This window comes from Acinetobacter sp. GFQ9D191M, from assembly GCF_011174875.1.
GTDB lineage: Bacteria > Pseudomonadota > Gammaproteobacteria > Pseudomonadales > Moraxellaceae > Acinetobacter.
This window is the reverse complement of sequence record NZ_JAALGV010000066.1, coordinates 12275-36472: the sequence shown is the minus strand read 5'-3', so window position 1 is coordinate 36472 and position 24198 is coordinate 12275. Positions and strand designations below refer to the sequence as shown.

The 24198-nt window shown below is 43.5% G+C and carries 23 protein-coding genes; 12 read left to right on the top strand and 11 right to left on the bottom strand.

Annotated features, from left to right (window positions below; translation table 11 throughout):
- Positions 1 to 483: 483 nt before the first annotated feature.
- Both G5T77_RS09815 and tyrS read right to left on the bottom strand, forming a co-directional pair.
- Positions 484 to 774, bottom strand: coding sequence for a hypothetical protein (locus tag G5T77_RS09815; protein ID WP_166139244.1), 291 nt, complete (start codon positions 772 to 774; stop codon positions 484 to 486).
- 498 nt (positions 775 to 1272) lie between these two features.
- Positions 1273 to 2505, bottom strand: a complete 1233-nt coding sequence (gene tyrS, locus G5T77_RS09810; protein WP_171521894.1) for a tyrosine--tRNA ligase — start codon at positions 2503 to 2505, stop codon at positions 1273 to 1275.
- A 63-nt stretch (positions 2506 to 2568) separates the two neighbouring features.
- Here tyrS and G5T77_RS09805 point away from each other — a divergent pair, with 63 nt between their 5' ends.
- The gene (locus G5T77_RS09805; RefSeq protein WP_166139248.1) at positions 2569 to 3696 is read left to right on the top strand and encodes an anhydro-N-acetylmuramic acid kinase; all 1128 of its coding nucleotides are present in this window, start codon (positions 2569 to 2571) and stop codon (positions 3694 to 3696) included.
- Positions 3697 to 3797: 101 nt separating this feature from the next.
- On the opposite strand, the gene G5T77_RS09800 is transcribed toward G5T77_RS09805, so the two are convergent.
- The 3 genes from G5T77_RS09800 to purE all read right to left on the bottom strand — a co-directional run bounded on the left by G5T77_RS09800 (position 3798) and on the right by purE (position 7471).
- On the bottom strand, positions 3798 to 5093 hold the full coding sequence (locus G5T77_RS09800) for a lytic murein transglycosylase (RefSeq protein ID WP_166139250.1): 1296 nt from the start codon (positions 5091 to 5093) through the stop codon (positions 3798 to 3800).
- Between the two features lie 715 nt (positions 5094 to 5808).
- Positions 5809 to 6930, bottom strand: coding sequence for a 5-(carboxyamino)imidazole ribonucleotide synthase (locus G5T77_RS09795; RefSeq protein WP_166139252.1), 1122 nt, complete (start codon positions 6928 to 6930; stop codon positions 5809 to 5811).
- 28 nt (positions 6931 to 6958) lie between these two features.
- The gene (gene purE, locus G5T77_RS09790) at positions 6959 to 7471 is read right to left on the bottom strand and encodes a 5-(carboxyamino)imidazole ribonucleotide mutase (RefSeq protein ID WP_004780321.1); all 513 of its coding nucleotides are present in this window, start codon (positions 7469 to 7471) and stop codon (positions 6959 to 6961) included.
- A gap of 283 nt (positions 7472 to 7754) precedes the next feature.
- Between purE and G5T77_RS09785 the strand changes: the two genes are divergently transcribed.
- Positions 7755 to 9035 carry a DUF2254 domain-containing protein gene (locus G5T77_RS09785; RefSeq protein WP_005245572.1) on the top strand — a complete coding sequence of 427 codons (1281 nt, stop codon included), beginning with the start codon at positions 7755 to 7757 and terminating at the stop codon, positions 9033 to 9035.
- A 6-nt stretch (positions 9036 to 9041) separates the two neighbouring features.
- Here G5T77_RS09785 and G5T77_RS09780 read toward each other — a convergent pair whose 3' ends face one another.
- Positions 9042 to 9383, bottom strand: a complete 342-nt coding sequence (locus tag G5T77_RS09780) for a DMT family protein (protein WP_166139282.1) — start codon at positions 9381 to 9383, stop codon at positions 9042 to 9044.
- Positions 9384 to 9624: 241 nt separating this feature from the next.
- Between G5T77_RS09780 and mpl the strand changes: the two genes are divergently transcribed.
- Both mpl and G5T77_RS09770 read left to right on the top strand, forming a co-directional pair.
- On the top strand, positions 9625 to 10989 hold the full coding sequence (gene mpl / locus G5T77_RS09775; RefSeq protein WP_166139254.1) for a UDP-N-acetylmuramate:L-alanyl-gamma-D-glutamyl-meso-diaminopimelate ligase: 1365 nt from the start codon (positions 9625 to 9627) through the stop codon (positions 10987 to 10989).
- Positions 10990 to 11335: 346 nt separating this feature from the next.
- Positions 11336 to 12418 carry a zinc-dependent alcohol dehydrogenase family protein gene (locus G5T77_RS09770; RefSeq protein ID WP_166139256.1) on the top strand — a complete coding sequence of 361 codons (1083 nt, stop codon included), beginning with the start codon at positions 11336 to 11338 and terminating at the stop codon, positions 12416 to 12418.
- Positions 12419 to 12475: 57 nt separating this feature from the next.
- On the opposite strand, the gene G5T77_RS09765 is transcribed toward G5T77_RS09770, so the two are convergent.
- Positions 12476 to 12946, bottom strand: coding sequence for a BLUF domain-containing protein (locus G5T77_RS09765; RefSeq protein ID WP_166139259.1), 471 nt, complete (start codon positions 12944 to 12946; stop codon positions 12476 to 12478).
- Between the two features lie 202 nt (positions 12947 to 13148).
- Between G5T77_RS09765 and G5T77_RS09760 the strand changes: the two genes are divergently transcribed.
- Positions 13149 to 13502, top strand: coding sequence for a hypothetical protein (locus G5T77_RS09760; protein ID WP_166139261.1), 354 nt, complete (start codon positions 13149 to 13151; stop codon positions 13500 to 13502).
- On the opposite strand, the gene G5T77_RS09755 is transcribed toward G5T77_RS09760, so the two are convergent.
- Positions 13495 to 13782: a GNAT family N-acetyltransferase gene (locus tag G5T77_RS09755; RefSeq protein ID WP_004780333.1), complete on the bottom strand. Its 288-nt coding sequence runs from the start codon at positions 13780 to 13782 to the stop codon at positions 13495 to 13497. The two genes, G5T77_RS09760 and G5T77_RS09755, sit on opposite strands and share 8 nt — an antisense overlap.
- Positions 13783 to 14074: 292 nt before the next feature.
- Between G5T77_RS09755 and G5T77_RS09750 the strand changes: the two genes are divergently transcribed.
- The 5 genes from G5T77_RS09750 to G5T77_RS09730 all read left to right on the top strand — a co-directional run bounded on the left by G5T77_RS09750 (position 14075) and on the right by G5T77_RS09730 (position 19257).
- Positions 14075 to 15268, top strand: a complete 1194-nt coding sequence (locus tag G5T77_RS09750; RefSeq protein WP_171521892.1) for a sugar transporter — start codon at positions 14075 to 14077, stop codon at positions 15266 to 15268.
- A 331-nt stretch (positions 15269 to 15599) separates the two neighbouring features.
- Positions 15600 to 16565 carry a TerC family protein gene (locus G5T77_RS09745; protein ID WP_166139265.1) on the top strand — a complete coding sequence of 322 codons (966 nt, stop codon included), beginning with the start codon at positions 15600 to 15602 and terminating at the stop codon, positions 16563 to 16565.
- A 199-nt stretch (positions 16566 to 16764) separates the two neighbouring features.
- Positions 16765 to 18084 (top strand): guanine deaminase, encoded by a 1320-nt coding sequence (guaD, locus tag G5T77_RS09740; protein ID WP_166139267.1) that lies wholly within the window; start codon positions 16765 to 16767, stop codon positions 18082 to 18084.
- A 211-nt stretch (positions 18085 to 18295) separates the two neighbouring features.
- Entirely contained in the window at positions 18296 to 18823 is a 528-nt protein-coding gene (gene hpt, locus G5T77_RS09735; RefSeq protein WP_004780337.1) for a hypoxanthine phosphoribosyltransferase, read from the top strand.
- Between the two features lie 176 nt (positions 18824 to 18999).
- Entirely contained in the window at positions 19000 to 19257 is a 258-nt protein-coding gene (locus G5T77_RS09730) for a GlsB/YeaQ/YmgE family stress response membrane protein (RefSeq protein ID WP_005233088.1), read from the top strand.
- 85 nt (positions 19258 to 19342) lie between these two features.
- Here the strand turns inward: G5T77_RS09730 and G5T77_RS09725 are convergent, their stop codons facing one another.
- Positions 19343 to 20041 carry a DsbC family protein gene (locus tag G5T77_RS09725; protein WP_166139269.1) on the bottom strand — a complete coding sequence of 233 codons (699 nt, stop codon included), beginning with the start codon at positions 20039 to 20041 and terminating at the stop codon, positions 19343 to 19345.
- 136 nt (positions 20042 to 20177) lie between these two features.
- The gene (gene dmeF / locus G5T77_RS09720) at positions 20178 to 21113 is read right to left on the bottom strand and encodes a CDF family Co(II)/Ni(II) efflux transporter DmeF (RefSeq protein ID WP_166139271.1); all 936 of its coding nucleotides are present in this window, start codon (positions 21111 to 21113) and stop codon (positions 20178 to 20180) included.
- A 56-nt stretch (positions 21114 to 21169) separates the two neighbouring features.
- On the opposite strand from dmeF, the gene G5T77_RS09715 reads away from it, so the two are divergent.
- Both G5T77_RS09715 and G5T77_RS09710 read left to right on the top strand, forming a co-directional pair.
- Positions 21170 to 21433 carry a metal/formaldehyde-sensitive transcriptional repressor gene (locus G5T77_RS09715; protein WP_166139273.1) on the top strand — a complete coding sequence of 88 codons (264 nt, stop codon included), beginning with the start codon at positions 21170 to 21172 and terminating at the stop codon, positions 21431 to 21433.
- Positions 21434 to 21605: 172 nt separating this feature from the next.
- Positions 21606 to 22751, top strand: a complete 1146-nt coding sequence (locus G5T77_RS09710) for an MFS transporter (protein WP_166139284.1) — start codon at positions 21606 to 21608, stop codon at positions 22749 to 22751.
- A gap of 41 nt (positions 22752 to 22792) precedes the next feature.
- Here G5T77_RS09710 and mnmE read toward each other — a convergent pair whose 3' ends face one another.
- Positions 22793 to 24148 (bottom strand): tRNA uridine-5-carboxymethylaminomethyl(34) synthesis GTPase MnmE, encoded by a 1356-nt coding sequence (gene mnmE, locus G5T77_RS09705; protein WP_125279429.1) that lies wholly within the window; start codon positions 24146 to 24148, stop codon positions 22793 to 22795.
- Positions 24149 to 24198: the final 50 nt, after the last annotated feature.

Below are 24198 nucleotides of genomic sequence, written 5' to 3'. Positions count from 1 at the left end.
TCCGTCTATCTCGTCGGTATGGGTGCATTCTAGAGGATTTCAGAATCATTGCAACCCCCAATTCACTATATTTTTCACGTATGTATCTTTTTTCTACGAATTTCGTTAAAAAATCGCTTTTTTATCTAAATTTTGAGCATTTTTCTTCTATAAAAGCCTTATTCATTGCAATTCAATTTAAAAAAGTAGAATTTATTAAGACCTGATAACTATCAAAAAACTGTGATTTTTAAATAAGACCGTAAAATTTAAGGGCTGTATCCAGAATTTTCCGAAATTTTCTTATATCAGCTTACATATTTTGCTGTTTTCTATCCGACTTATATATATGGAGCTTTTTGTAAGGTCAAAATCCTTGCTGTATACAGGTTTTTTCTTAACCCTGCTTTTAAGAAGCAAAAATGAGGATATGATCTTTCTAGATTTCAGATTATCCAGAAAGCTTATTTAAGCGCAGAAGAATAAGCAGAAGATTAAAATCGATTAAGCCACATTTGAGTATCTATCTTTTACCCAATGCTGCATCACTTCCTCAATCACTTCTTTCTTGCCACTATAGTCTTCAGCAGCAAACAATAATTTGGCCCGACGTGGCAGACGTTCTTTGACTAATGAAAAGAGTAAATAGTGAGAGGCAAGATCTAATTGCTGAAATAAAGCCTGTACCTGATCAAAAGATTTTTGTTTTTGCTCAGCAGATTCATATTCGAAGAGAAAACGCAAAATGAAATCGATGTCTTCATCAAACATCTGTTCAGTCTGGTATTGATACACCTTATTTACCTTTCTTTTTATAGATGGATTGAGATTCAAAGATGATTCATTCATCTCACTATGGATTTAACCTGAATCCCAGCTAATTCATCCATCTTTGTTTTGAATTTATTGAAGATTGAACATATAGCCAGACAACACCAATAAAAAAGGAAGAGATCTCTCCCAAAATCTCTTCCTTAGAATTGAATCTTTACCCGATCCATTATGTCATTATTATAGTTATTCACATTATATTAACTTGTCTCTTCACTTAGAGACCTGATCAATTATGGAGTTGTCTGTTATTGATCATTACCCTCTAGATATGCTTTTAACGGAATCTCTAGACGAATAAATCTTATACACAAAAAACCAGAAATGCAAGCCAAATGGCAAAATTTAAATGTTGTTTTTATAAGGTTTTTTTTGAATTTCTATATTTATATAATTCATATACAACTTAAAAAATAAAAGCAGGCCGAAGCCTGCTTTTATTTCAATAACTTAGAACCAGCCTTAGTCAACGAAGGTCACTTTTGCAATTGCTTTTTTGCTGGCCTGAATAATTAAAGTTACGTTCTCTTTCACAGAAAAAGACGCATCAACCGGTTTCCAGTCCACTTTTACAGTGCCGCGGCCTAAGGCATCTTTAGCTTGAGCAGCATTTTTGGTTAAGCCAGCTTCACGTAAAATTGAAGTAATGAAGATCTCACCACCAAATTCACCACGTGAAATGGTCACTTCTGGCGTACCTTCTGGCAGTTCACCTTCAGTAATGATATTACCTGCACCTTTATGCGCATGTGCAGCGGCTTCAGCACCATGGAAACGTTCTACCAGTTCCAGCGCCAAAATACGTTTCACTTCCTGCGGGTTACGGCCTTCTTCGATTTCTTTCAGTAAGCCCTGGATTTCTTGTATAGACTTGAAGCTGAGCAGATCGAAATAACGCTCAATCAATGAATCTGGCATAGACAGTACTTTCTGATACATCGCGCCAGGTGCATCAAATACACCAATATAGTTGCCTAAAGATTTAGACATCTTGTTCACGCCATCTAGACCTTCAAGAATTGGCACAGTGATACACACCTGCGCTTCCTGGTTATAACGGCCTTGCAGAGTACGACCCATCAACAGGTTAAAAGTCTGGTCTGTACCCCCTAACTCTACGTCAGCTTCCAAGGCGATTGAGTCATAACCTTGAACCAGTGGATATAAGAATTCATGAATCGCAATCGGTTGCTGATTGTTATAACGCTTGGTGAAGTCATCACGCTCTAACATACGTGCAACTGTTTGTTGTGATGCCAATTGAATCAGGTCAGCTGCAGTTTTTTGTGCAAACCATTCCGAGTTAAACACGACTTTGGTTTTGTTTGGATCAAGAATTTTAAATACTTGTTCCTGATAGGTTTTTGCATTTTCCAACACCTGCTCACGTGACAATGGCGGGCGGGTTGCACTTTTACCAGTCGGGTCACCGATCATCGCAGTGTAGTCACCAATCAGGAAGTACACTTCATGACCCAAGTCCTGGAATACTTTTAATTTATTGATTAAAACTGTATGACCTAGGTGCAGATCCGGTGCAGTTGGGTCAAAACCCGCTTTAATTTTTAAAGGACGATTCTGCTTTAATTTCTTCAGAAGGTCTTCTTCAGAAATAATTTCGTGGGTGCCTCGTTGGATGAGGGCAAGTTGTTCTTCAGCCGGCAGGAAATTTGACATCACAAAATCCAAATAGATCAGTTATACAATTTGTGCGATATACTAACACTTTTTCAGCACATTGCAGGCTTAAGAATAATCATGACAGCGATCTATATTGGGGTAATGACCGGCACAAGCATGGATGGTGTCGATATTGTTGCTGCTTCTTTTGATCCACTTCAGCTTCATGCCACCCTCACCTTGCCTTTTGATCCCGATCTTCGTGATGAACTGATGGCACTGACTTTGCCAGATGACAATGAAATCGACCGCATGGGCAAAGCTGATGTCGCACTGGCACAGATGATTGGTCATGGCATCAATGCGCTGATTAAAGGAAATAATTTAGATCGATCTCAAATCAAGGCGATTGGCTCACATGGTCAGACCATCCGCCATCGCCCCGAACACGGCTTCACCCTGCAAATTGGTGATCCGAATATCATTACTGAAATCACCCAGATTCCGGTCATTTCCGATTTCCGTCGTCGTGATCTGGCTGCTGGCGGTCAAGGTGCCCCTTTGGTTCCGGCTTTTCACCAAGATATTTTCCAGCATGACAGCATTCACCGTGTGATTCTGAATCTGGGCGGCATTGCCAATGTGAGTATTCTGCCGGCAGGCCAACCGGATCAGGTGTATGGCTTTGATACTGGGCCTGCCAATATTCTGATGGATGCCTGGTGTCAGCGTTATACCGGACAGCCTTTTGATGAAAATGGTAATTGGGCGGCTTATGGCACACCCATTCGTAACCTGTTAGATCGATTACAGGAACATGAGTTCTTCTCAAAAGAGCCACCGAAAAGTACCGGCCGCGAAGACTTCAATCTGGAATGGCTGGATGAACAAATTGCCGACTGGCGCAATGACCTTCAATACGATGAACTTGAAGATACCCCAGAAAATGTTCAGGCAACCTTAATGAAGCTCACTACCCGTGCGATTAAAAAAGCCATTTACCGTTCTGGCCTGGATACCGGTGAAGTCTATGTCTGTGGTGGCGGTGCTTATAATTCCCATTTATTGGAACAGTTACGCTGGCGTTTGCGTAAACATCACTGGAGCGTACAAACCACAGCCGACCTTGGTTTAAATCCGACTTGGGTGGAAGGCACAGCTTTTGCCTGGCTGGCGATGCGTTTTATGAATCAACTCAGCGGCAATCTGCCGGCTGTGACAGGCGCATCAGGTTATCGCGTTCTGGGCACGATTACTTCTGTATAAGAGCAGCTTTAAGCTCACTATATATAGTTATAAAAAAGGTCTGCATATTTGCAGACCTTTTTTATGATGAAGATTATATTTAGATCATGTCTAAATTCTTCCTAACGCATCATGAGTTTGGCATTTTCATTTCTAAATGCACGCAGGATTTGCTGTCCTGCCCGACCAGTCGGACTTAAACCGAGACGGTTTTGTTCCTGACGAATCGCCTGACGGGTTTTATCCCCAATCAGACCATCTACCTCACCAATATCATAACCACGATTTAACAGGAATTGCTGGATCTCACGACGTTCTGCACGTGACGTACCCGGATCATCGGTTGGCCAAGCTGCCTGGATGCTTCCTTTACCTTGTAAGCGGTCAGATAAATGTGCAATCGCTAAAGCATAACTTTCTGCTGCATTATAGCTGTAAATAGCATCAAAATTCTTAAAGACTAAAAATACCGGGCCATTTTCACCTGCAGGTGCCAATAAGCCAGCCTGAGAAGATTCTGATAAATTGCCCTGCAATAGCGAAGTACCGTCAGCGCGCACCACACCACGGTTCATCCAGCTACTCAGTGATTTTTTATTGCGTCGGCTTTCGCCTGCAACAGACATGCCTTGTGGAATTTTTACTTCAAAGCCCCAAGGTTGGCCAGTCTGCCAGCCACGTTTTTTCAGGAAATTGGCTGTAGAAGCCAGTGCATCAGGAATACTGCTGACTAAATCACGACGACCATCCCCATCAAAATCAACCGCCAGCTCATCATAAGTCGATGGCATAAACTGGGTGTGACCAAATGCGCCTGCCCATGAACCTTTGAGCTGGCTTTCATAGACATCGCCACGCTGTAACAGTTTCATAGTGGTAAAGAACTCACCACGGAAATAACTTTGACGACGACCTTCACAACTCAAAGTACCCAAAGACTGTAATAAAGGATATTTCCCGGAAATGTCTCCAAAATTACTTTCTACGCCCCATACGGCTACGATGGTTTCTGCCGGCACTCCATAGGCTGCGCTAATCCGGTTTAATACCTCACGATGTTGCTGCAGTTTCTGTCGACCCAGCTGCACACGCTCTTCATCCACCAGTCCGGACAGATAATCCCAGATTGGGGTCGAAAACTCAGGCTGATAATTCAGCTTTTCAATCACAGAATAATCGGGGGTTAAATTTTGCGTATAACGATCGTAGGTTGAACCACTTACGCCTTGTGCAATTGCCTGACTACGCAAATTGGCAAGACAATTCTGAAAATTATTTTGGGACGCATAATTGACCGGGCTGCTCGGCACAGAAGACATATCCGTTGATGTCACACGCTGACCATTAATAATCAGTTCTGCCTGTGCCTGTGTAGCAGCTAAAACCAAAGAACCAACAAAAAGTGCAAGCCGTTGCATAAGACCCTTAAATATTTAGATTTTGAATTATGTTTCTACCTTAGCAGTTCATGATGAAAATTAAAGCGCCAATGCGTAAATTTAAATTCATAATTCCTACACTTTTGAATTCATTTTGTAGCTTTTAAATTTAAAAACTTATCCACAAGCCTGTTTTAAATTCAAATCAGGCTCATTTTTTAAATTTAAATTCAAAACTCAGGAAATTACTTTTGAATTTAAGAATTATTGTGGATAACTTGCCTTCAGATCAGGACTCTTCAATCAACCAAAGGCTTCTGGTATATAGTATTTCTATTTTAAATTCATTTTTATTAGGAATAACTATTTTTAAATTCAGAACTTTGAATTCATTTATTAGTTTTAAATTTGAATTCATATTTTTGAATTTAAATTTAAACAACAAAGTTTAAATTCAAAGTTCATTTTTAAATTTGAATTTATTTTTATGAATTTAAATTCAAATATTTTTCCAGTTTTAAATTCAAACTCAATGTTAAGTTTATCCACGAGTGAATAACCTAGAATTCAGCCCAAAATAGCAGCGAATTAAATTATTATATTTATACTCAATTGATCAGTTTATAAGCAATTGACTTTAAAAATGATCCGACCAATGGCAGGGGATTTTTAAAGAGGCGCAATCATGCCTGAATCTGGACAAATAAAAAAGCGATCACCGAAGTGATCGCTTTTTTTATCAGCAGCTTAAAGCTTAGATGGTCATATCTTCGCTCAATGCCAATGGATTCGGTAAAATCTTCGCCAGTTGACGGCATAAAGTGGTCAGCTGAGCGCTGTCTGTGGGCATCAAAGTGATGTGACCAATCTTGCGACCTTCACGTTCTGTTTTATTGTACAGATGCAGGTGTGCGCCTTCTAAAGTCAGGACATCTTCAGATTTGGGATGCTGACCGATAATGTTCACCATCACGGTTGGACGCACCACTTCAGTTGAACCCAGTGGCAGACCTGCGACCGCACGAATATGGTTTTCAAACTGCGAGCAGACAGCGCCTTCAATCGACCAGTGACCTGAGTTATGCACACGTGGTGCCATTTCATTTGCATACAGGCCTTTGTCTGTCACAAACAGCTCAAGGGTCAAGACACCCACATAATTCAAGTGATTGAGCAGGCGAGTAATGTATTCTTGCGCGACTGGCTGCAGATCCGCACTATTGGGTGCCGGAACGATGGAATGCGACAGGATGCCGTTATGGTGATGATTTTCAGCCAATGGCCAAGTTTTGACATCACCATTTTGACCACGTACCGCAATGATGGATACTTCACGCGAGAAAGTCACAAAACTTTCGGCAATCAGTTCACCAGCAGGGCCGAGTTCCGCCCAAGCCTGATCAATTTGATCAGCTGAACGTAAAACAAACTGACCTTTACCATCGTAACCACCACGAGAGGTTTTTAGCACGATCGGCAAGCCAAGCTCAGCCACGGCCGTCTGCAAGCTTTCCAGTGAAGTTACCGCTTTATACGGTGCAACCGGAATTTCCAGTTCATCAAATAGGGCTTTTTCAGACAGACGATGCTGTGCGATGGCTAAAGCCTGACGTGGTGGATGCAAATCTTTGTTTTGCGTTAAAACATCGATATCAGCCAATGGTGTATTTTCAAACTCTAGGCTGAAGACATCTGCGCTATTGATAAAGTCCTGCAAGCCATTTACAGCTTTGGTGGAGAAAACCGGACCTAAAGCCGCAGAAGGGCAGTCCGTATTGGCTTCAAAGAACGTACATTGAATATTTAGAGGTAGTGCGGCTTGTGCCATCATCCGACCTAACTGGCCGCCACCAAAAATACCGATGGTTTTATCCATTGTGTTTGATCCCGTATTAAGCTTGGACTTACATTTGACCTGGAATATTGTTACTTGCGACTTTCTCGGTTTGTGCCGCGCGGAAATCTGCGACATTTTTTGCGATCTCTGGACGGGTTAAACCTAAAATCTGTGCTGCCATAATGGCTGCATTGGTTGCACCGGCAGGACCGATCGCCAATGTTCCTACGGCGATACCCGCTGGCATTTGCACGATAGAAAGCAATGAATCGACACCATTTAAGATCGAAGATTTGACGGGTACACCCAGTACTGGCAGATCAGTTTTGGCTGCACACATACCTGGTAAATGCGCTGCACCACCTGCACCGGCAATAATCACCTGAATACCACGATCACGCGCTTGTTCAGCATATTCAAACAGACGGTCCGGGGTACGGTGTGCGGAAACGACTTCGGCTTCAAATGGGACACCAAGCTGCTTGAGCATTTTGGCAGTGTGTTCGAGAGTTGCCCAATCTGATTGAGAACCCATGATAATACCTACGAGAGGAGTATCTTGTGCAGCAGCCGCATTCATTGCAAATTTTCCAGAGATTAAAGTAAGAAAGATAAATCTCGACGAGAGAGCCAAGCTTGAATAGGAGTTGCTTATTATAGACTGAAATTGATTTGGTCTAAAGTTCAGCTCAAGAATTAAAATTATCTGTTGGGAAAATGGTCAAAAATAAAACAATAATTTTGCGGCTAAAAATACAAAAATAGGACATACATCACATTAAAAAAAAGTATAACTATCAATATAAAACTTTTTTGCAATGAATAACTTAATACTAAAACCTATACATTGGCAGGGCATTTTTATGTGGTACAAACTAAAAATCTGGCTACAGAACCCCTCAGAAAACTTATGGTTGATGCCAGCTCTTGGCGCCGTCTTTGCGACCTTTTTCTCGCTATTTGCAATCGCCAGTCGCTATTTTATCCCGACCAGCACTGTTCCCAATATCAGTACTGAAACTCTGAGCAGCCTGCTAGATATTATTGCTTCCAGCATGCTGGCAGTCACCACTTTTTCCCTGTCGATTATGGTCGCAGCCTTTGCGTCTGCCTCATCCAGCGGGACACCACGTGCCTATCAGCTGATGATGAGTGATGACAATACCCGCCTTGCTATCAGCAGTTTTATCTCGGCTTTTATTTATGCTGTAATTGCCAAGATTGCGCTCGGGCTTGGCTATTATGGTCCTGCAGGTAGATTTGTACTGTTTATCAGTACCATTTTGGTATTGATGTACCTGATTTATATCCTGATTCGCTGGGTACACACCCTGTCGCAACTGGGCAACCTCACCACCACCATTCACAAAATTGAAGTCGCTGCTTCTACGGCCTTGGCGGAGTTTCGACATCAGCCGAATTTTGGTGCCACCGGACAACGTCCAGAGCAAGCAGCTGCCTTTCATGTTTTTAGTACCCAGACCGGCTATTTCACCAATTTTAATAGTGAAGGACTGGAGCAACTGGCCGTCAGCCAACAGCTGCATATCCATCTTCCCCAGCTACCCGGAAAATTTCTGGATCCGATGACGGCACTGGCAGAGGTATATAGCGACCGCGCTTTCAGCCCGGAACAGCAGCAGGAGATCCGAAACTCCATTTTGAATCATGTAATCATTGAAACCAATCGCAGCTTTTTACAGGACCCGCGTTTTGGTGTGGTGGTGATGAGCGAAGTGGGGCAGAAAGCGATGTCTCCCGCAGTGAACGATGTTGGATCAGCGATTAATGCCGTTGATGCCTTAACCCGAATCCTGATTGACAGCAAGGCCGCTGAAGATTTACCGGAGCGGGATTGTCCGCATATCAGTGTGGATATCTTTGATCTCGGGGATTTGATTTACAGTAGTTTTGCACCAATGGCCAGAGATTGTGTGGGTTGTATTGAACTCAATCAGAGAATATTGAAATGTTTAGCGATGATTCAACATAATGTACCCGAACCTGAACTAAAACAGGCTGCAGAAATAATGGCGATTGAATTAATCCAACGCTGCCTGAATAAACTGGAATTTGAACCGGATCGGCAGAAATTACTTTCTGAATTTAGAAGCCATTTCCCCCTGATTCAGCTGAGCCATTAGATCAAGTTAAGGGGTACGGAAGACAAAATAGACACATCCACACAGACATAAAGCAGCCCAGAGATAATCCAGTTTAAAGGGCTGTTTAAACATAAAAATCATAAAAGGAACAAAGACTAGTAAGGTCACGACTTCCTGAGTAATCTTCATTTGACCCACCGCCAGTCCCTGTTGGGCTAATAATTTGGTCGCTGGAATCATCAGGCTATATTCAAACAGGGCTATCGCCCAGCTAAATAAAATCGCCTGCCACAGTGGTGCATCATACGGCAGGAATTTGAGATGTCCATACCAGGCCAAGGTCATAAAACAGTTAGCAATCACCAGAAGAAATAGAGCCGGTAGCATCTGCATGCACTCTGCAAGAAGTTCGGGCTTATTTTACGATTTATTTTGCCAAAAGATATTCCGGAAGCTTGAAAATTTCCCTGAATTTGTCTGTGAAACAGGATTTAAAAAATCCCGCAGGAATGCTTGAACTTTGACTATCTTTTCGGTCAAAGCCTTGCTATCGTTGCTTGCAAATCGAATAAATCATGGCAACAGCACCAGTACAAAGTGATGTGTCAGGCAAAATGGAGTGAAGTAGATGCATCTGCATATTTTGGGTATTTGTGGCACCTTTATGGGTTCACTGGCATTACTGGCACGTGATCTGGGCCATAAGGTGACAGGATCGGATCAAAACGTTTATCCACCGATGTCGACCCAGTTAGAAAATGCAGGCATTACTTTAATGCAGGGCTATGACCATAGCCATTTACAGCCGCATCCAGATCTGGTGATTGTCGGCAATGCCATGAAACGTGGTATTGATGCCGTGGAATATATGCTGAATGAAGGTCTGCCTTATATTTCAGGCCCGCAGTTCCTGGCAGATCATGTGCTACAAGGTAAACACGTTTTAGGTGTGGCCGGTACCCATGGTAAAACCACAACCACCACCATGCTGGCATGGGTACTGGATCAGGCCGGTTTAGAACCTGGCTTCCTGATTGGCGGTGTACCGCTTGGCTTTTCTGAAAGTGCGCGCTTAGGTGGCGGTAAATACTTCTGTGTTGAAGCCGATGAATACGATTCTGCTTTCTTCGACAAACGTTCCAAGTTCGTGCATTACCATCCTAAAACGGCGATTCTGAACAATCTGGAATTTGACCATGCCGATATCTTTGATGATCTGGCAGCAATCCAGAAACAGTTCCACCATTTAGTGCGTACCATTCCAAGTGAAGGCCGTATTATTGCGCCAATTACTGAAACGAATATTGATGAAGTGCTAGAGCAGGGCTGCTGGACACCTGTGGTTCGTACTTCATTAAATGCCAATGAAAAATCTGAACTTTATGCTGAACAGCTTTCAGAAGATGGTTCTCACTTCAAGGTACTGCAACACGGTATCGTAAAAGGCGAAGTGAAATGGAATATGACGGGTCAGCATAGTGTAGCCAATGCACTAGCCACGATTGCTGCTGCTGAACATGTCGGTGTCTCTATTGAAACGGCTTGTGAAGCACTCTCAAACTTTGGCGGTGTTAAGCGCCGTATGGAACTGCTGGATACTGTACGCGGCATTGAAGTCTATGATGACTTTGCCCATCACCCAACCGCGATTGATACCACCCTTGATGGCGCACGCAAGCGTCTCGGTGAACGTAAGCTGTGGGCAATTATTGAACCACGTTCCAATACCATGCGTATGGGTAGCCATAAAGATGGCTTGGCACATTCCGCGCGTCTAGCCAATGAGGTGATCTGGTATCAGCCGGAAGGTCTGGACTGGGATCTGCAGCCGGTAATTGACGCTGCGTCAAATAAAGCTGTAGTCGCACGTACTCTGGATGAGATTATCCAGACCGTGGTGGCTGAAGCAGGTGAGGGCGATGCCGTGGTAATCATGTCCAATGGCGGTTTTGGCGGCCTGCATCAAAAACTGATTAGTGCTTTAAAAGCTTAAAAATTTATATGAAAAAGCCCGTAATATTGGGCTTTTTTATTTTAAAAATTAAATTCGCTTTCTATCTTTGTATAGATAATCGAACCTCATCCGAGATTAAATCAACTTTCTTATTTCACTGTTAGAATAGCTAAAATTTATCTTTTTTCTTTTCATTATCTTTTGTTGCAATCTGGACATAAGACTCATTGCAGTCTTTGGGTGCTCTAGGCACAATCAATAAGAACAACAGCATTTCGATCCTTTTTATTCTCAACCCTCCTGATGATTTTCCAGGCTGTAAAGGCAGCAAAAAAATAGCTTTATCCTCTCCTGTTCAGACCCTCATTTCCTTAGGAGATCTGTCATGACAACAATGAAAGCCATGGTTTATTACGGCGCCAATGATATCCGCTTTGAAGAACGTCCTATTCCCCAAATTCTGCAACCTACTGATGCCATTATCAAACTTAGCAAAGTCACCATTTGTGGTACTGACCTCGGGATCTGGAAAGGTAAAAATCCCGAAATTGAGGAGGTCGCAAAAGAAAAAACCGGCAGTTTTAATGGCCGGATTCTCGGTCATGAAGGTATTGGTATTGTGGAAGAAGTCGGCTCCGCAGTTCAAAACTTTAAAAAGGGCGATCGGGTGATTATTTCCTGTGTTAGCCGCTGCGGCACCTGTGAAAACTGTCAGAAACAGCTGTATGCCCATTGTAGAAACGAGGGTGGCTGGATCATGGGTTATATGATTGACGGTACACATGCCGAATATGTCCGAACCCCATTTGCCGATACTTCTCTCTATCATTTACCGGAAGGTCTGAATGAAGATGTTGCGGTCTTTCTTTCAGATATTTTGCCGACCTCACATGAAATTGGCGTGCAATATGGTCAGGTCAAACCAGGAGACAATGTAGCGATTGTCGGTGCCGGCCCGATCGGCATGAGTGCCTTGCTCACCGCGCAGTTTTATTCTCCAGCCAATATCATCATGGTCGATGTCGATGATAACCGACTGGAATTTGCCAAAACTGTTGGAGCCACCCATACCGTGAATTCAGCCAATGAAGATGCCATTCAACGTGTACTGGATCTCACTGATGGGCGAGGGGTGGACTGTGCTATTGAAGCGGTGGGCCTGGAAGCCACTTGGAATATTTGCCAGCACATTGTAAAAGAGGGCGGCCATCTGGCCAATGTCGGTGTACATGGCAAATCCGTCAATTTTGAACTGAATAAACTCTGGATTAAAAACCTGACCATTACCACAGGTCTGGTCAATACCAATACCACCGGTATGCTGCTCAAGACCTGCTGTTCCGGCAAGTTACCACTGGAAAAACTGGCCACCCATCACTTTAAGTTTGCTGAATTTGAAAAGGCTTATGATGTGTTTAAACATGCTTCTGACGAAAAGGCTTTAAAGGTCATGATTGAAATGACTTAGATCATTATCGGCAGCAAAAAAGTCCGCTATGCGGACTTTTTTATTTTTTAGCATCAATTAAAAATAGGGAATATAACCACGCTGTTTATAACCTTGAGGAGAAGCAAGATTGGCCTGATTTTCATCCAGACGATAGAGCAGTTCCAGGAATCCGCCCAGCTGTTCCTGTTGCAGTGCATGAGGTTCAAACTGGCCTAAACCGAAACGTGAAAATAAAGAAGAAATTTCACTATGTTTATGGACATATTTCATCGACCATTCCGAGAAATGTGGACGTTCTACCGTTGCATCCTGAAAGCGAAGCACCTGATGATGGCGTGGATCACGGCAAATGCTCTGAAACAGATTTTCTACCGCCTCTGCTTCACCTTCTAGACATTGAAAAAACTTGCCGTGGGAATAATATAAAACCCCGTTAATCTGATGAGCTTTATTAAATTTTCTCGCTACAGATAATATATCGCTAAGATCCTGTAATAACTCTTGTTCAGATTCTATCCGTTCACTGGCGTAGCAAAGCTGTAGCATAAGGTCATCTCACTGAAGAAAGAATTAAAAGCATAATTTAATCAATTATTTTAATTTAAGTCGATCATTTTTTAAGCAAATATCCGTTTTTGCTTACATTGTTTTAGGTTTGCTTTTCCAAAGAAAACTTCTAACAATTACCTCCTGAGAGGAAATCAATGATTTCAGATATATAGCGATAATGATGAAGGAGTGAAACCTGATGTTAAAAGATCTGATTTTCACTGTAGCGTTGTTGTGTATATGTTTTATGCTTTTAATTATGCTGAATGAGATGGCCTTGACGACCGAGACCAACATTCTGCTCAGTTCAGTTTTTGTAGGCTGGACGCTTTTACAGTTTGTTCGCCGTCGTATGTTTTTTTATATCAGTGTAAGCCTGATGATGGGAATACTTACGCTGTTAGGCAAATATGAAGAAGTATTATGGAACAGCATAGGCCTGATGGCAGGTTATGGCGTATATAACCTGCTGCAGCGTATTTCTGTACCTGTACTTAAGGGCAAATTACAACATATCTCTATCTTGGATAAGTTTAATTCAATTGCTAAATAGCAGCTGCCACATCCTGTAGGCTGCGATCACGTTTAAACATGACATCTACATAGGAACACTGGGGAATAATTTTTAAGCTATTCTTGCGGGCAAAGTCGACCAGCACATCCAGCATTTTGCGTGCTACACCTTGACCGCGTAAGGAATTATCTACCCAGGTATGATCAGCCACGATGGTCGATGCTTCTTGCCACTGATATGTAATTTCAGCCAGACGTCGACCATCTTCCTCCATAAAAAATACACCGCCGCGTTTTGAATCTTGATGTTGAATATCCATACTGAAGGCTGATCCCTTGATAAAATTATTGGTTTATTTAATTTAAAACATCTTCCTGAAGAAATAATATGAATTATTGTTAAGTTTTTAATATTGGATGAAATTTTTTATTTTCTTTCATCATTTCCTGTGAATTTTTTCAAATATTGATAACTTTTTATTTCTCTATTTTGCCTGATTGAGGGTGATGCAGTTTTAGTCATCGCATGTCACCCCAAAAATTTAATTTTAGCTACTCCCTAATTCAGAAAGACAGGATTAGAATGCAGCATCTTTTTGCATGCAACTTCGTATGTCTGACTCATCTTCCGCTTCTTCTCTCACCGAGCAATGGATTGGTGTCATCGCTTTAGCCTGCGCGGCTTTTATTTTTAACACCACCGAATTTATTCCTGTGGCCTTGCTGAGTGGAATCGGGCAAAGCTTTGCCATGTCCGCCACTCAGGCGGGCATCATGCTGACCATTTATGCCTGGATCGTGGCCCTACTATCTCTTCCGATCATGCTGCTCACTAAAGCCATAGAACGGCGTTTTCTACTGATGCTGGTCTTTGCGGTCTTTATTTTAAGTCATGTGCTGTCCTATTTTGCCTGGAGTTTTAGCATGCTGGTGATCAGTCGGATAGGGATTGCCATCGCACATGCCTTGTTCTGGTCGATTACCGCTTCACTCGCGGTTCGGGTTGCACCGAAAGGTAAAGAGTTTCAGGCACTTGGTTTATTGGCCACAGGAACAGCGATGGCGATGGTGCTCGGTATTCCATTTGGCCGGATGATTGGTGAGGCGTATGGCTGGCGTAATAGTTTTGCCCTGATTGCGTGTCTCGCATTGATCATTTGCCTGATTCTGGCCAAAACCTTGCCATTGCTTCCAAGTGTCAATTCAGGCTCCCTCAGCAGCTTAAAAAGCCTGATCAAACGTCCCAGCCTGATGCTAGTTTTTGCCCTCACTATTCTGGTGATTACGGCGCAATTTACTGCTTATAGTTATATTGAACCGTTTTCCCTGAATATCGCCCACTTTGATTCAGCCCAGACCACAACTTTACTTCTGGTTTATGGCGGGGCAGGATTCCTAGGCTCCTATCTGTTTGGCCGTTTTGCTGCGCAGTTCCCAAAAATGACTATTCCTGCTTTTACTTTTGGATTGGTTATTTCCATGCTGCTGTTATTACCACTGTCGAGCACAGTCACAGGCCTCTCTGGCTTATCTCTGCTGTGGGGTTTGAGCATCATTGGTTTCAGCCTGGCCCTACAATCTAAAACCCTGAATCTGGCTGCAGATGCTACAGATGTTGCCATGGCCATTTATTCAGGCCTGTATAATGTCGGTATTGGCGGAGGAGCTTTGCTTGGCAGTATAGTCACGCTTCAGATTGGACTATCGAGCATTGGCTGGGCCGGAGCAGGGCTGGCGATCCTTGGATTTCTGCTTAGTCTTTATTTGGTTCAGCGCCTAGACTTTTTGCCCAAAGCTGCTGATTAAACGCTGCTTTTTGTAAAATAATTTGTGATTATGCACAAAATCTGTCATGCTCATTTGATATTGAGCAATTGCTCAAACAGAATTGAGTTTGAACAAGGGGAGTAGCCTCCTCCAAACGTTTAAGAATCAAGTTTCAGTTTTTGAACGTGTCAGAATATCGTCATTACACTTTGCAAAAAGTCGGTATCTGAGCATCTTGAAATGCCACTGGATCTCCTCCAGTAGAGCACAAAGATGTAGGCAAGACCTTGATCATGTTGTTATAGATGTTTTTCATCTGGCAGCTGGTCAAGGTTTTTTTATGGCCAGTCGTCCGATGTGGAGAATTCACATGGAAACAATTGGTACGCTCTGGCTGTATCTTGTCTTTTTCGCAATTGTCGCCGTCATGCTGGTGATCGATTTTGTCGGCTTTAAACATCAGCATGGTCAGGAAGTAAAAGTCCGTACCGCTGCCTACTGGAGTATCGCCTGGGTCAGTGTCGCGACTTTATTTGGTGGTGGATTATGGCTGTATCTGGAGCAGACTGCAGGTGCGGCAATTGCCAATACCAAGGTCATGGAATACTTTGCCGGTTATCTGCTGGAAAAATCCCTGGCAATTGATAATGTCTTTGTCTGGCTGATGATCTTTGCCGCCTTTGCCATTCCACCAGCGCTACAACGTAAATTGCTGTTATATGGTGTACTGGGTGCCATTATTCTGCGGACCATCTTTATTTTTATTGGTGCCTGGTTTGTACAGGAATTCTCCTGGATTCTGTATCTCTTCGGTGCGTTCCTGGTGTATACCGGCTTCAAATTCCTGCGTGGTCAGCATGAAGAAGACAGCAATATTGAAGATATGGCCATTCTGAAATGGCTACGTAAACATATGCGTATCACCCCGCAACTTCAGGGCGATAAATTCTTTGTCCGTCAAAATGGTTTGCTTTGGGCAACGCCGTTATTCTTGGTGCTGATTCTGGTCGAAGCCTCTGATGTGATCTTCGCAGTCGATTCTATTCCTGCTATTTTTGCTGTCACCACCGACCCTTTCATTGTGCTTACTGCGAACCTGATGGCAATTTTAGGCCTGCGTGCCATGTTCTTCCTGCTCTCAGGTGCAGCCTCAAAAATGCATTATCTGCCTTATGGCCTAGGTTTGATTCTGGTCTTTATCGGCTTTAAGATGCTGATGCTGGATGTATTCCATATGCCGATCTGGATTTCACTGAGCTTTATTGTGATTGTCTTGACGGTGACTGCGATTTTGTCGATTCGTCATAGCAAGAAACATAACGAAACTACGCTGTAAAGCTAATCATAAAAAAAGCCTGCTGATTCAGGCTTTTTTATTTGTCTATAAGCTCAGCTGCATACGCACGCTCTGTTGAAATTATTCGTGATTGTCTGATCTCATAAAAAATACGCATGGTTAAATATGAATGTTCATATAAACATGCTAATTTTTTCAGCTACAATCAATCGAAAAAATCAAAAAGCGCAGGTTTTAAATGTCTTCTATCATTGCAACGACGGCAATACGCGGTCGCTTCCTGGATATCAAGAATACGGTTGCCCAAGCGCGTGAAATTCACGACCAAGTGCGATATGTAGAAGATGGCTTGCTCATCAGCCAGAATGGTGAGATTCAATGGTTTGGCAGCTGGGAAGAGGGGCAGCAGCATCTGCCTGAAGGAGTGCAGGTAGCTCATTATCCTGAGCAGCTGATCGTGCCAGGTTTTATTGATACCCATATCCATTTCCCGCAAACCGAAATGGTCGGTGCTTATGGGGAACAGCTACTGGAATGGTTAAATACTTATACCTTCCCGACTGAGATCCAGTTTCAGGATCCAGCCTATAGCCAGAAAATTGCACAGTTTTTTATTCAGGAATTGCTGAAGAATGGCACAACCACAGCTTTGGTGTTCTGTACCGTTCATCCGGCTTCGGTAGAAGCACTGTTCGAAGCGGCTACAGCACAGAATATGCGTCTGATTGCCGGTAAAGTGCTGATGGACCGCCATGCACCTGAAGCCCTGACGGATACTGCAGAATCTGCCTATAGCGACTCTAAAGCCCTGATTGAGAAATGGCATGGTAAAGGACGTAATCTTTATGCGATTACGCCACGTTTTGCTCCGACCTCAACGCCTGAACAGCTGGAAAAAGCAGGGCAGTTAAAAGTCGAATATCCAGATGTTTATATCCATACTCATCTCAGTGAAAACAAAAATGAGATTGCCTGGGTAAAAGAACTCTTTCCGGAACGTGAAGGCTATCTGGATGTCTATCATCATTATGGACTGACCGGCGCTAAATCCGTATTTGCCCATTGTGTGCATCTGGAAGAAGGGGAGTGGGATTGCATGCATCAAACCGACTCTGCGATTGCCTTCTGCCCAACCTCAAACCTGTTCCTGGGTAGCGGCTTGTTTCCACTGAAGAAAGCCTGGGATAAAGGCGTGAAAGTCGGCTTGGGTACCGATATCGGGGCAGGAACCTCCTTTAATCAGCTGCAAACCCTGAATGAGGCTTATAAAGTGCAACAGCTGCAAGGAGAAAAACTTTCGGCTTTTGAGTCGCTATATCATGCGACCTTGGGTGGTGCGAAAGCCTTAAGTCTGGATGACCGCTTGGGGAATTTCAATGTGGGCAAAGAAGCAGACTTTGTGGTGCTTGATCTCAATGCCACAACCTTACAACAACTGCGGCAGAGCAGAGCCAAAAATATTGAAGATACTTTTTTTGCACTGACCATGCTGGGAGATGACCGTAATATTGCAGCAACTTATGTCTATGGACAGGCTGTCTATGTCAAAGCCCAATAAATCGCGTCAGCGTAGGATCATTTTGGCTGCAATCGTCGCCGTCTGTGCCTTTGCGCTGAAGAGAGATTCACAGCAGCCCAAAAATTGATTACATTTACAGCAAGTAAAACAGGTGCATCTCAAGCAAGGATGTATTAAAATTGCTGCAATTCAGGTGTTGCAGGTCAACACCTTTTTTATTTTGCTATTTTTATTTTTTAGGTATCTACCCATGACCGTTCAAATGAGCGTAATGATTTCCGCTGAAGAAATTCAAGCTAAAGTCAAAGAGCTTGGTGCTAAAATCGATGCACACTATGCCAATAGTGACAAAGAGCTTGTACTTATCGGTTTGTTACGCGGTTCAGTGATTTTCATGGCAGACTTGTGTCGTGCCATTACCAAGCCACATGAACTCGACTTCATGACTGTATCCAGCTACGGCGGCGGTACGATTTCGAGCCGTGATGTCAAAATCCTGAAAGATCTGGACGGTGAAATCCGTGGTAAAGATGTGCTGGTGGTTGAAGATATTATCGACTCAGGTAATACCTTAAGCAAAGTATTGGAAATCTTGCAAACCCGTCAGCCAAACTCAATTGAACTATGCACTTTGGTGAGCAAACCTTCACGTCGGGAAATCGAGCTGGAAGTAAAATTCCTGGGCTTTGAAGTCGAAGACAAGTTCATTGTCGGTTATGGCCTGGACTATGATCAAAAATACCGTCATATTCCATTTATTGGTGAAATCGGTCTTTAAGAACCGGTTTAAAAGAAGTGGCTTCGTGCCACTTTTTTTTATTTCTTGAATCATTTCAGTAACACAGCAAACAAAAACGCAACAGCCCGTTGCAGGACATGACTTTTTTCAGGACTTTTCTTGCCGCAAGATAAACTTGATGTAAAAACAAAGACATGATAACAAGGAGTATGCTGATGTGGTCAATTATCGTTGCAATTGTAGTGGGTTTTATTGCGGGTCTGGTTGCACGCGCAATTCACCCTGGTGATGACAAGGCTGGATTCATTGTTACGACCCTGCTGGGGATTGCCGGTTCACTGGTTGCGACCTTTGCCGGACGTATGCTGGGCTTGTACTCCCAAGATTCTGCCGCAGGCTTCATTGCTTCAGTGATCGGTGCCATAGTCATCCTGTTTATCTACAATATGGTGACTAAACGTAAACGGATCTAAGCTCTGCTTGGCATAAGTTTCTTTCATAAAAAAAAGAGCGCCTAGATAGGTGCTCTTTTTTTATTTGCTGATCATGGTCAGAATTTTACAGGCCGAATTCTTTGAAGCCTTGTTCAATCTGTTCTGCTGGCTGAGCGCCCATGATTTTAAAACCATTCGAGAATATAATTGCTGGAGTGCCATTTATACCGAGTGATTGTGCCAGCTGTTTATTACGTTCAATCGGGTTGGCACAGCTCTTTTTCGATTTAGGCTGTATACCTTGACCAATTAGGTCTTCCCAAGCTTGGGTCGGATTTTTTTCACAATAAACTTGTTTAGATGGCGCAATTGACTGCTGTTTTAAGGGCAGGATGAAGGTATAAATGGTGACATCTTTAAGTTTTTTCAGCTCTACTTCAAGTTGTTTACAATACGGGCAATTTGGGTCAGAAAAGATGGCAAGCTGACGTTTCCCTGTCCCTCTGACTGATTTAATTGCATCCTGAAGCGGTAACTTTTTCCAGTCGACACTGTTTTGTTCGAGTAATAAATCCTGAGTCAGATTATGCTGGTCCTGGATCCGAAACATTGAACCGGCTAGGAGATGCTGAGCATCTTCATTCAGATAGACAATCTGTCCCTGCATGGAACCGCTATAGATTCCTTTCATTTCGGTAGGCTGAATATTTTCAATTTTTAGGTTGGGACTGTTTTTTGCCAGATTGGCTTTAACTGTATCCACATTGGCAAAGCTAAGGCCAGGGAAGAGGGTCAAAGCCAGCAGCATATTTCTTATTTGCATGAATGTCCTGCTCAGGTCCAAGTTAAATGTGTTTCGATTTTAGTCTTTTTAAAAAGAAAATTCTGACTATTTTATGTAGCCTGATGTTCAAATCGAACTGATCAATCAGTTATGTTTCACGTGGAACATTGACCCTTTAATGCTGATTGACTTCTACCAAGATATGCACGATTTCTTCATGAATAGAGATCGCCTCCCGGATCTGATCAGCACTAATGGGGATTCCCGTTTGAACGGCAACAAAACAGGAAAATTTACCTTTACCGACTCTCGATACATGCAGGTCAGTTAAATGCAGATCATTCCCATATTCAGCAATGACTTCACGTATTTCTTCGACCACTGGGGCATCCATATCGGCATCCAGTAAAGTCTTGGCACTTTGCTTTAGCAGGCCAATCGCCCAGCGTGCAATCAGGATTGAGCCGACCAGTCCCAGTACTGCATCGAGAAAATCCCAGCCCATATATTTTCCAGCAATCAAAGCAATAATCGCCAGAACAGAAGTCACGGCATCAGCAACCACATGCAGAAAGGCCGCTTTATGGTTCAGGTCATGATGACCATGATTATTATCATGCTCGTGATGGGAAGGCCCATGATGATGATCATGGTGATGGTACCCATCATCATGCAGCAACCAGGCACAGGCCAGATTAATCAATAGTCCTAAAATCGCGATTGGAATGGCTTCGTTATAATGAATCTGAACTGGCGAAAAGAGACGTTCTACTGAATGAATCGCCATAAAACCGGCTACCACAAGCAATAAAATTGCACTGCTATAACTGGCCAGAATTTCAATCCGCCAAGTGCCCATATTAAAGCGGGGATCATTCGCATAATGGCGGGCCGCTTTATAGGCAAAGTAAGCCAGCCCCAAGGCCAACACATGCGAGCCCATATGCCAGCCATCGGCAAGCAAAGCCATTGACTGGAAGATCCATCCCCCTAATACTTCCAGCACCATCATGACGGCAGTCAGAATCGTGGCAAACAGAATCTTTTTCTGTGCGAGTGGATTACCTTCATCAAATTGATGGCTGTGCGAATCGGCGTTATGTTTTTGCATAAAAGGGAACTGTTATTAATACTCCCCCCTAGTATATTTATTTTTGGAGATTTGTGGTGAGTCATGTACATGATGATAAAAAAATATTAAACCGGGTACGGCGCTTGCAAGGTCAGATGAACGCTGTAGAGCAGTCTCTCTTGAATCCTGAAGCAGGTTGTATTCAGGTCCTGCAACAGGTTGCAGCCGTTAAAGGTGCCATAAACGGTTTGATGAATGAGTTGATCGAAACCCATTTAAGAGAGCATGTCATTGGAGAAGGTGCAGTCAATGAAGAAAAACTGGCTGAGTTTTTAAAATTATTAAAACGTTATGGCTGATTGTTTAGCTCAATATTTTTGTTTTGTTTACAGCAAGATAATTGACCGCTTTTTCATCTAACCGATACACTGCCACCCATTCTCTTCTTTCTTCCACATCATTCTTTTTAAAGTGTGGTGAAACTTTTACGGCAGCTACATGACAGAAAATATCTCATGGCGACCTTTCGCCATGGTCAGTCTTGCATTGATTATGGGTACCATCGGTACAGCACTGGCAAGTCCGCTTTATCCCATTTATCAACAGATCTGGCATTTATCCCCAAGCCAGATTACCTATATTTTTGTCGCCTATATGTTTGGCTGTCTGGGTACCTTGTTATTCCTGGGACGTACCAGCAACACGATTGGTTTCTTAAGAACCCTGCAAATTGGCCTGGTATTTATTAGCATTGGCTTGGTCATTTCAGTCTTTGCCGAGAATGCGCTGATTTTGTCGGTGGGTCGTTTTATTATTGGCATTGCTTCAGGCCTGATGACCACTTCAGCAATGCTGGGCATGATGCAAACCATTCCAGAGTCTTACAAGCAGCTTGCACCACAACTGGTGTCGATTCTGACGGCCATAGGCTTTGGTTTGGGGCCGTTTGTGGGTGGAGTGATTGCGCAGTTCTCTCAAACCCCATTAATTACTCCATACCTCCCAATTATTCTTGGGGCAGTGCTGTGTTTTGTCGGATTATTCTGGCTAAAAACACCTGCTTTTGAACGCCAGCCTTTTAGTATTGCACCGAAATTACTGCGTCCTGAACCTCAGTATCATGCTGTATTCATGATTGTGGGATTGACTGCATTTAATGCCTTTGCTGCTTTCAGTTTATTTGCTTCACTGTCACCGTCTTTTGTGCAGGATATCTTACCTTGGCATGGTCCTTTGGTCAGTGGTACCGCCATTACCTGTATTTTGCTGATTTCTGCTGTGGTGCAGTTCTTTGCTAAAGCTGTTCCTGCAAAGAAATGTCTGAATATTGGCTTGATGATTATGCTGGTGAGCTTGGTTAGCCTTGCTCTCTGCATGATCCTTAAAGCAAGTATCTTGTTCTTTGCCAGTGATATTCTATTCGGGATTGGACATGGTTTTGCCCTGATGGGCGCATTCGGTGTAATTCATGCGATTACAACCTTGCAAAACCGTGCAGCCGTGATGTCGACTTACCTGTTTATTGGCTATTTGGGCACAATTGTGCCGATTATCGCGGTGGGATATCTGGCTGATCACTTCGGCTTAGGATTTGCCGTGATCAGTTTCTGTGTGGCGATCAGTGCACTCTGTCTAATCTTGTGGTTATGGCATCAAAAACTGCAGATAAAAGCCTAATAAAAAAGCCCCCATTTGAGGGCTTTTTTATTTTTTAAATATTATTTACCAATACAGAATGATCCAAAGATCTTACCCAGCAAATCATCCGCACTAAAGTCACCGGTAATCTCGCCCAGTGCGTTCTGTGCCAAACGTAAAGACTCTGCGACCAGTTCACCTGCGTTATACACTACAAGTTGCTCACGGGCTTCAGCTAGGTACATCTGAGTGCGCTTCATTGCGTCTAAATGACGGGTACGGGCAATGAAGGTATCTTCTTCAGGCTGGAAGCCTGCATGCGCTGTAATCGCATCTATGAGCGATTGGACACCGGTTTCCTGCTTAGCTGAGACAGTAATATGACGGAAGCCTTTAAAATCTCCCATGACAGCATCGGCACCGGTCAAATCGGCTTTATTCCCGATCAGGATCAGGCGTTTCGGCTCGAGATGCTCGGCAAAATATTCTTGAGCGAGTTGTAATGGATCATCACCTTGGCTCAGGTCATAAACCAGCAACAGCAGATCGGCCTGTTCAATTTCTTTAATTGCGCGGCGAATACCTTCTTTTTCCACGATATCGCCGGTTTCCCGCAGACCAGCAGTATCGGTCAGGGTAATCGGCAGGCCATTCAATGTGATCTTTTCATGCAATACATCACGGGTTGTCCCGGCAATATCGGTCACAATCGCACGTTCATTACCTGCTAGGGCATTGAGCAGGGAAGATTTACCTGCATTCGGTTTACCGGCAATCACCACCTGTAAGCCTTCACGCAGCAACTGACCCTGACGTGCAGATTGCTGAACCTGAGTGACGGCATTCGCCACGCCATCCAGCAGATTTAAAATCTTGCCATCCGCCAGGAAGTCGATTTCTTCTTCAGGAAAATCAATCGCCGCTTCGACATGCAAACGCAAATGAATCAGCTGTTCTAATACCGTATTGACCTTAGTCGAGAATGCCCCTTGTAGAGAACGGACTGCAGACCGGGCAGCCGCTTGGGAGGTCGCATCAATCAGATCGGCAATGGCTTCAGCCTGTACCAGATCCAGCTTGCCATTCTCAAAGGCACGCATCGAGAATTCACCGGCTTTGGCTGCAGTGGCACCCAGTTCCAGCAAACGGCCCAACAGGGCATTCTGAATCACCGGGCCACCATGACCTTGCAGTTCTACTACATCTTCACCAGTAAAGGAATTCGGATTCGGGAAGCAGATCACCAGACCTTCGTCCATCACTTCACCAGCTGCATCATAGAACTGGCGAAAACCGGCAAAACGGGCTTTAGGCAAATCTTTTTGGCTCAAGGCCTGGGCAATTTCATAAGACTTGGGACCTGACAGGCGAATGACACCTACACCGCCACGTCCTGGGGGAGTTGCAATCGCAGCAATCGTAGTTCGGTCGAGCATAACATTCACCTAGAAAAACTTAAAAGTACAGCAAAAAAAATCCGCTCAAG

Excerpts from the sequence above, each read along its gene's own strand:
- mnmE (WP_125279429.1), bottom strand. The coding sequence starts at position 24,148 with ATGCTCGACCGAACTACGATTGCTGCGATTGCAACTCCCCCAGGACGT.
- G5T77_RS09800 (WP_166139250.1), bottom strand. The coding sequence starts at position 5,093 with ATGCAACGGCTTGCACTTTTTGTTGGTTCTTTGGTTTTAGCTGCTACA.
- mpl (WP_166139254.1), top strand. The coding sequence starts at position 9,625 with ATGCATCTGCATATTTTGGGTATTTGTGGCACCTTTATGGGTTCACTG.
- G5T77_RS09770 (WP_166139256.1), top strand. The coding sequence starts at position 11,336 with ATGACAACAATGAAAGCCATGGTTTATTACGGCGCCAATGATATCCGC.
- G5T77_RS09725 (WP_166139269.1), bottom strand. The coding sequence starts at position 20,041 with ATGCAAATAAGAAATATGCTGCTGGCTTTGACCCTCTTCCCTGGCCTT.
- G5T77_RS09755 (WP_004780333.1), bottom strand. The coding sequence starts at position 13,782 with ATGGATATTCAACATCAAGATTCAAAACGCGGCGGTGTATTTTTTATG.
- hpt (WP_004780337.1), top strand. The coding sequence starts at position 18,296 with ATGACCGTTCAAATGAGCGTAATGATTTCCGCTGAAGAAATTCAAGCT.
- G5T77_RS09780 (WP_166139282.1), bottom strand. The coding sequence starts at position 9,383 with ATGCTACCGGCTCTATTTCTTCTGGTGATTGCTAACTGTTTTATGACC.
- G5T77_RS09785 (WP_005245572.1), top strand. The coding sequence starts at position 7,755 with ATGTGGTACAAACTAAAAATCTGGCTACAGAACCCCTCAGAAAACTTA.
- G5T77_RS09805 (WP_166139248.1), top strand. The coding sequence starts at position 2,569 with ATGACAGCGATCTATATTGGGGTAATGACCGGCACAAGCATGGATGGT.
- dmeF (WP_166139271.1), bottom strand. The coding sequence starts at position 21,113 with ATGCAAAAACATAACGCCGATTCGCACAGCCATCAATTTGATGAAGGT.
- G5T77_RS09710 (WP_166139284.1), top strand. The coding sequence starts at position 21,606 with ATGGTCAGTCTTGCATTGATTATGGGTACCATCGGTACAGCACTGGCA.
- G5T77_RS09795 (WP_166139252.1), bottom strand. The coding sequence starts at position 6,930 with ATGGATAAAACCATCGGTATTTTTGGTGGCGGCCAGTTAGGTCGGATG.
- G5T77_RS09765 (WP_166139259.1), bottom strand. The coding sequence starts at position 12,946 with ATGCTACAGCTTTGCTACGCCAGTGAACGGATAGAATCTGAACAAGAG.
- guaD (WP_166139267.1), top strand. The coding sequence starts at position 16,765 with ATGTCTTCTATCATTGCAACGACGGCAATACGCGGTCGCTTCCTGGAT.
- G5T77_RS09760 (WP_166139261.1), top strand. The coding sequence starts at position 13,149 with ATGTTAAAAGATCTGATTTTCACTGTAGCGTTGTTGTGTATATGTTTT.
- purE (WP_004780321.1), bottom strand. The coding sequence starts at position 7,471 with ATGAATGCGGCTGCTGCACAAGATACTCCTCTCGTAGGTATTATCATG.
- G5T77_RS09745 (WP_166139265.1), top strand. The coding sequence starts at position 15,600 with ATGGAAACAATTGGTACGCTCTGGCTGTATCTTGTCTTTTTCGCAATT.
- G5T77_RS09730 (WP_005233088.1), top strand. The coding sequence starts at position 19,000 with ATGTGGTCAATTATCGTTGCAATTGTAGTGGGTTTTATTGCGGGTCTG.
- G5T77_RS09750 (WP_171521892.1), top strand. The coding sequence starts at position 14,075 with ATGTCTGACTCATCTTCCGCTTCTTCTCTCACCGAGCAATGGATTGGT.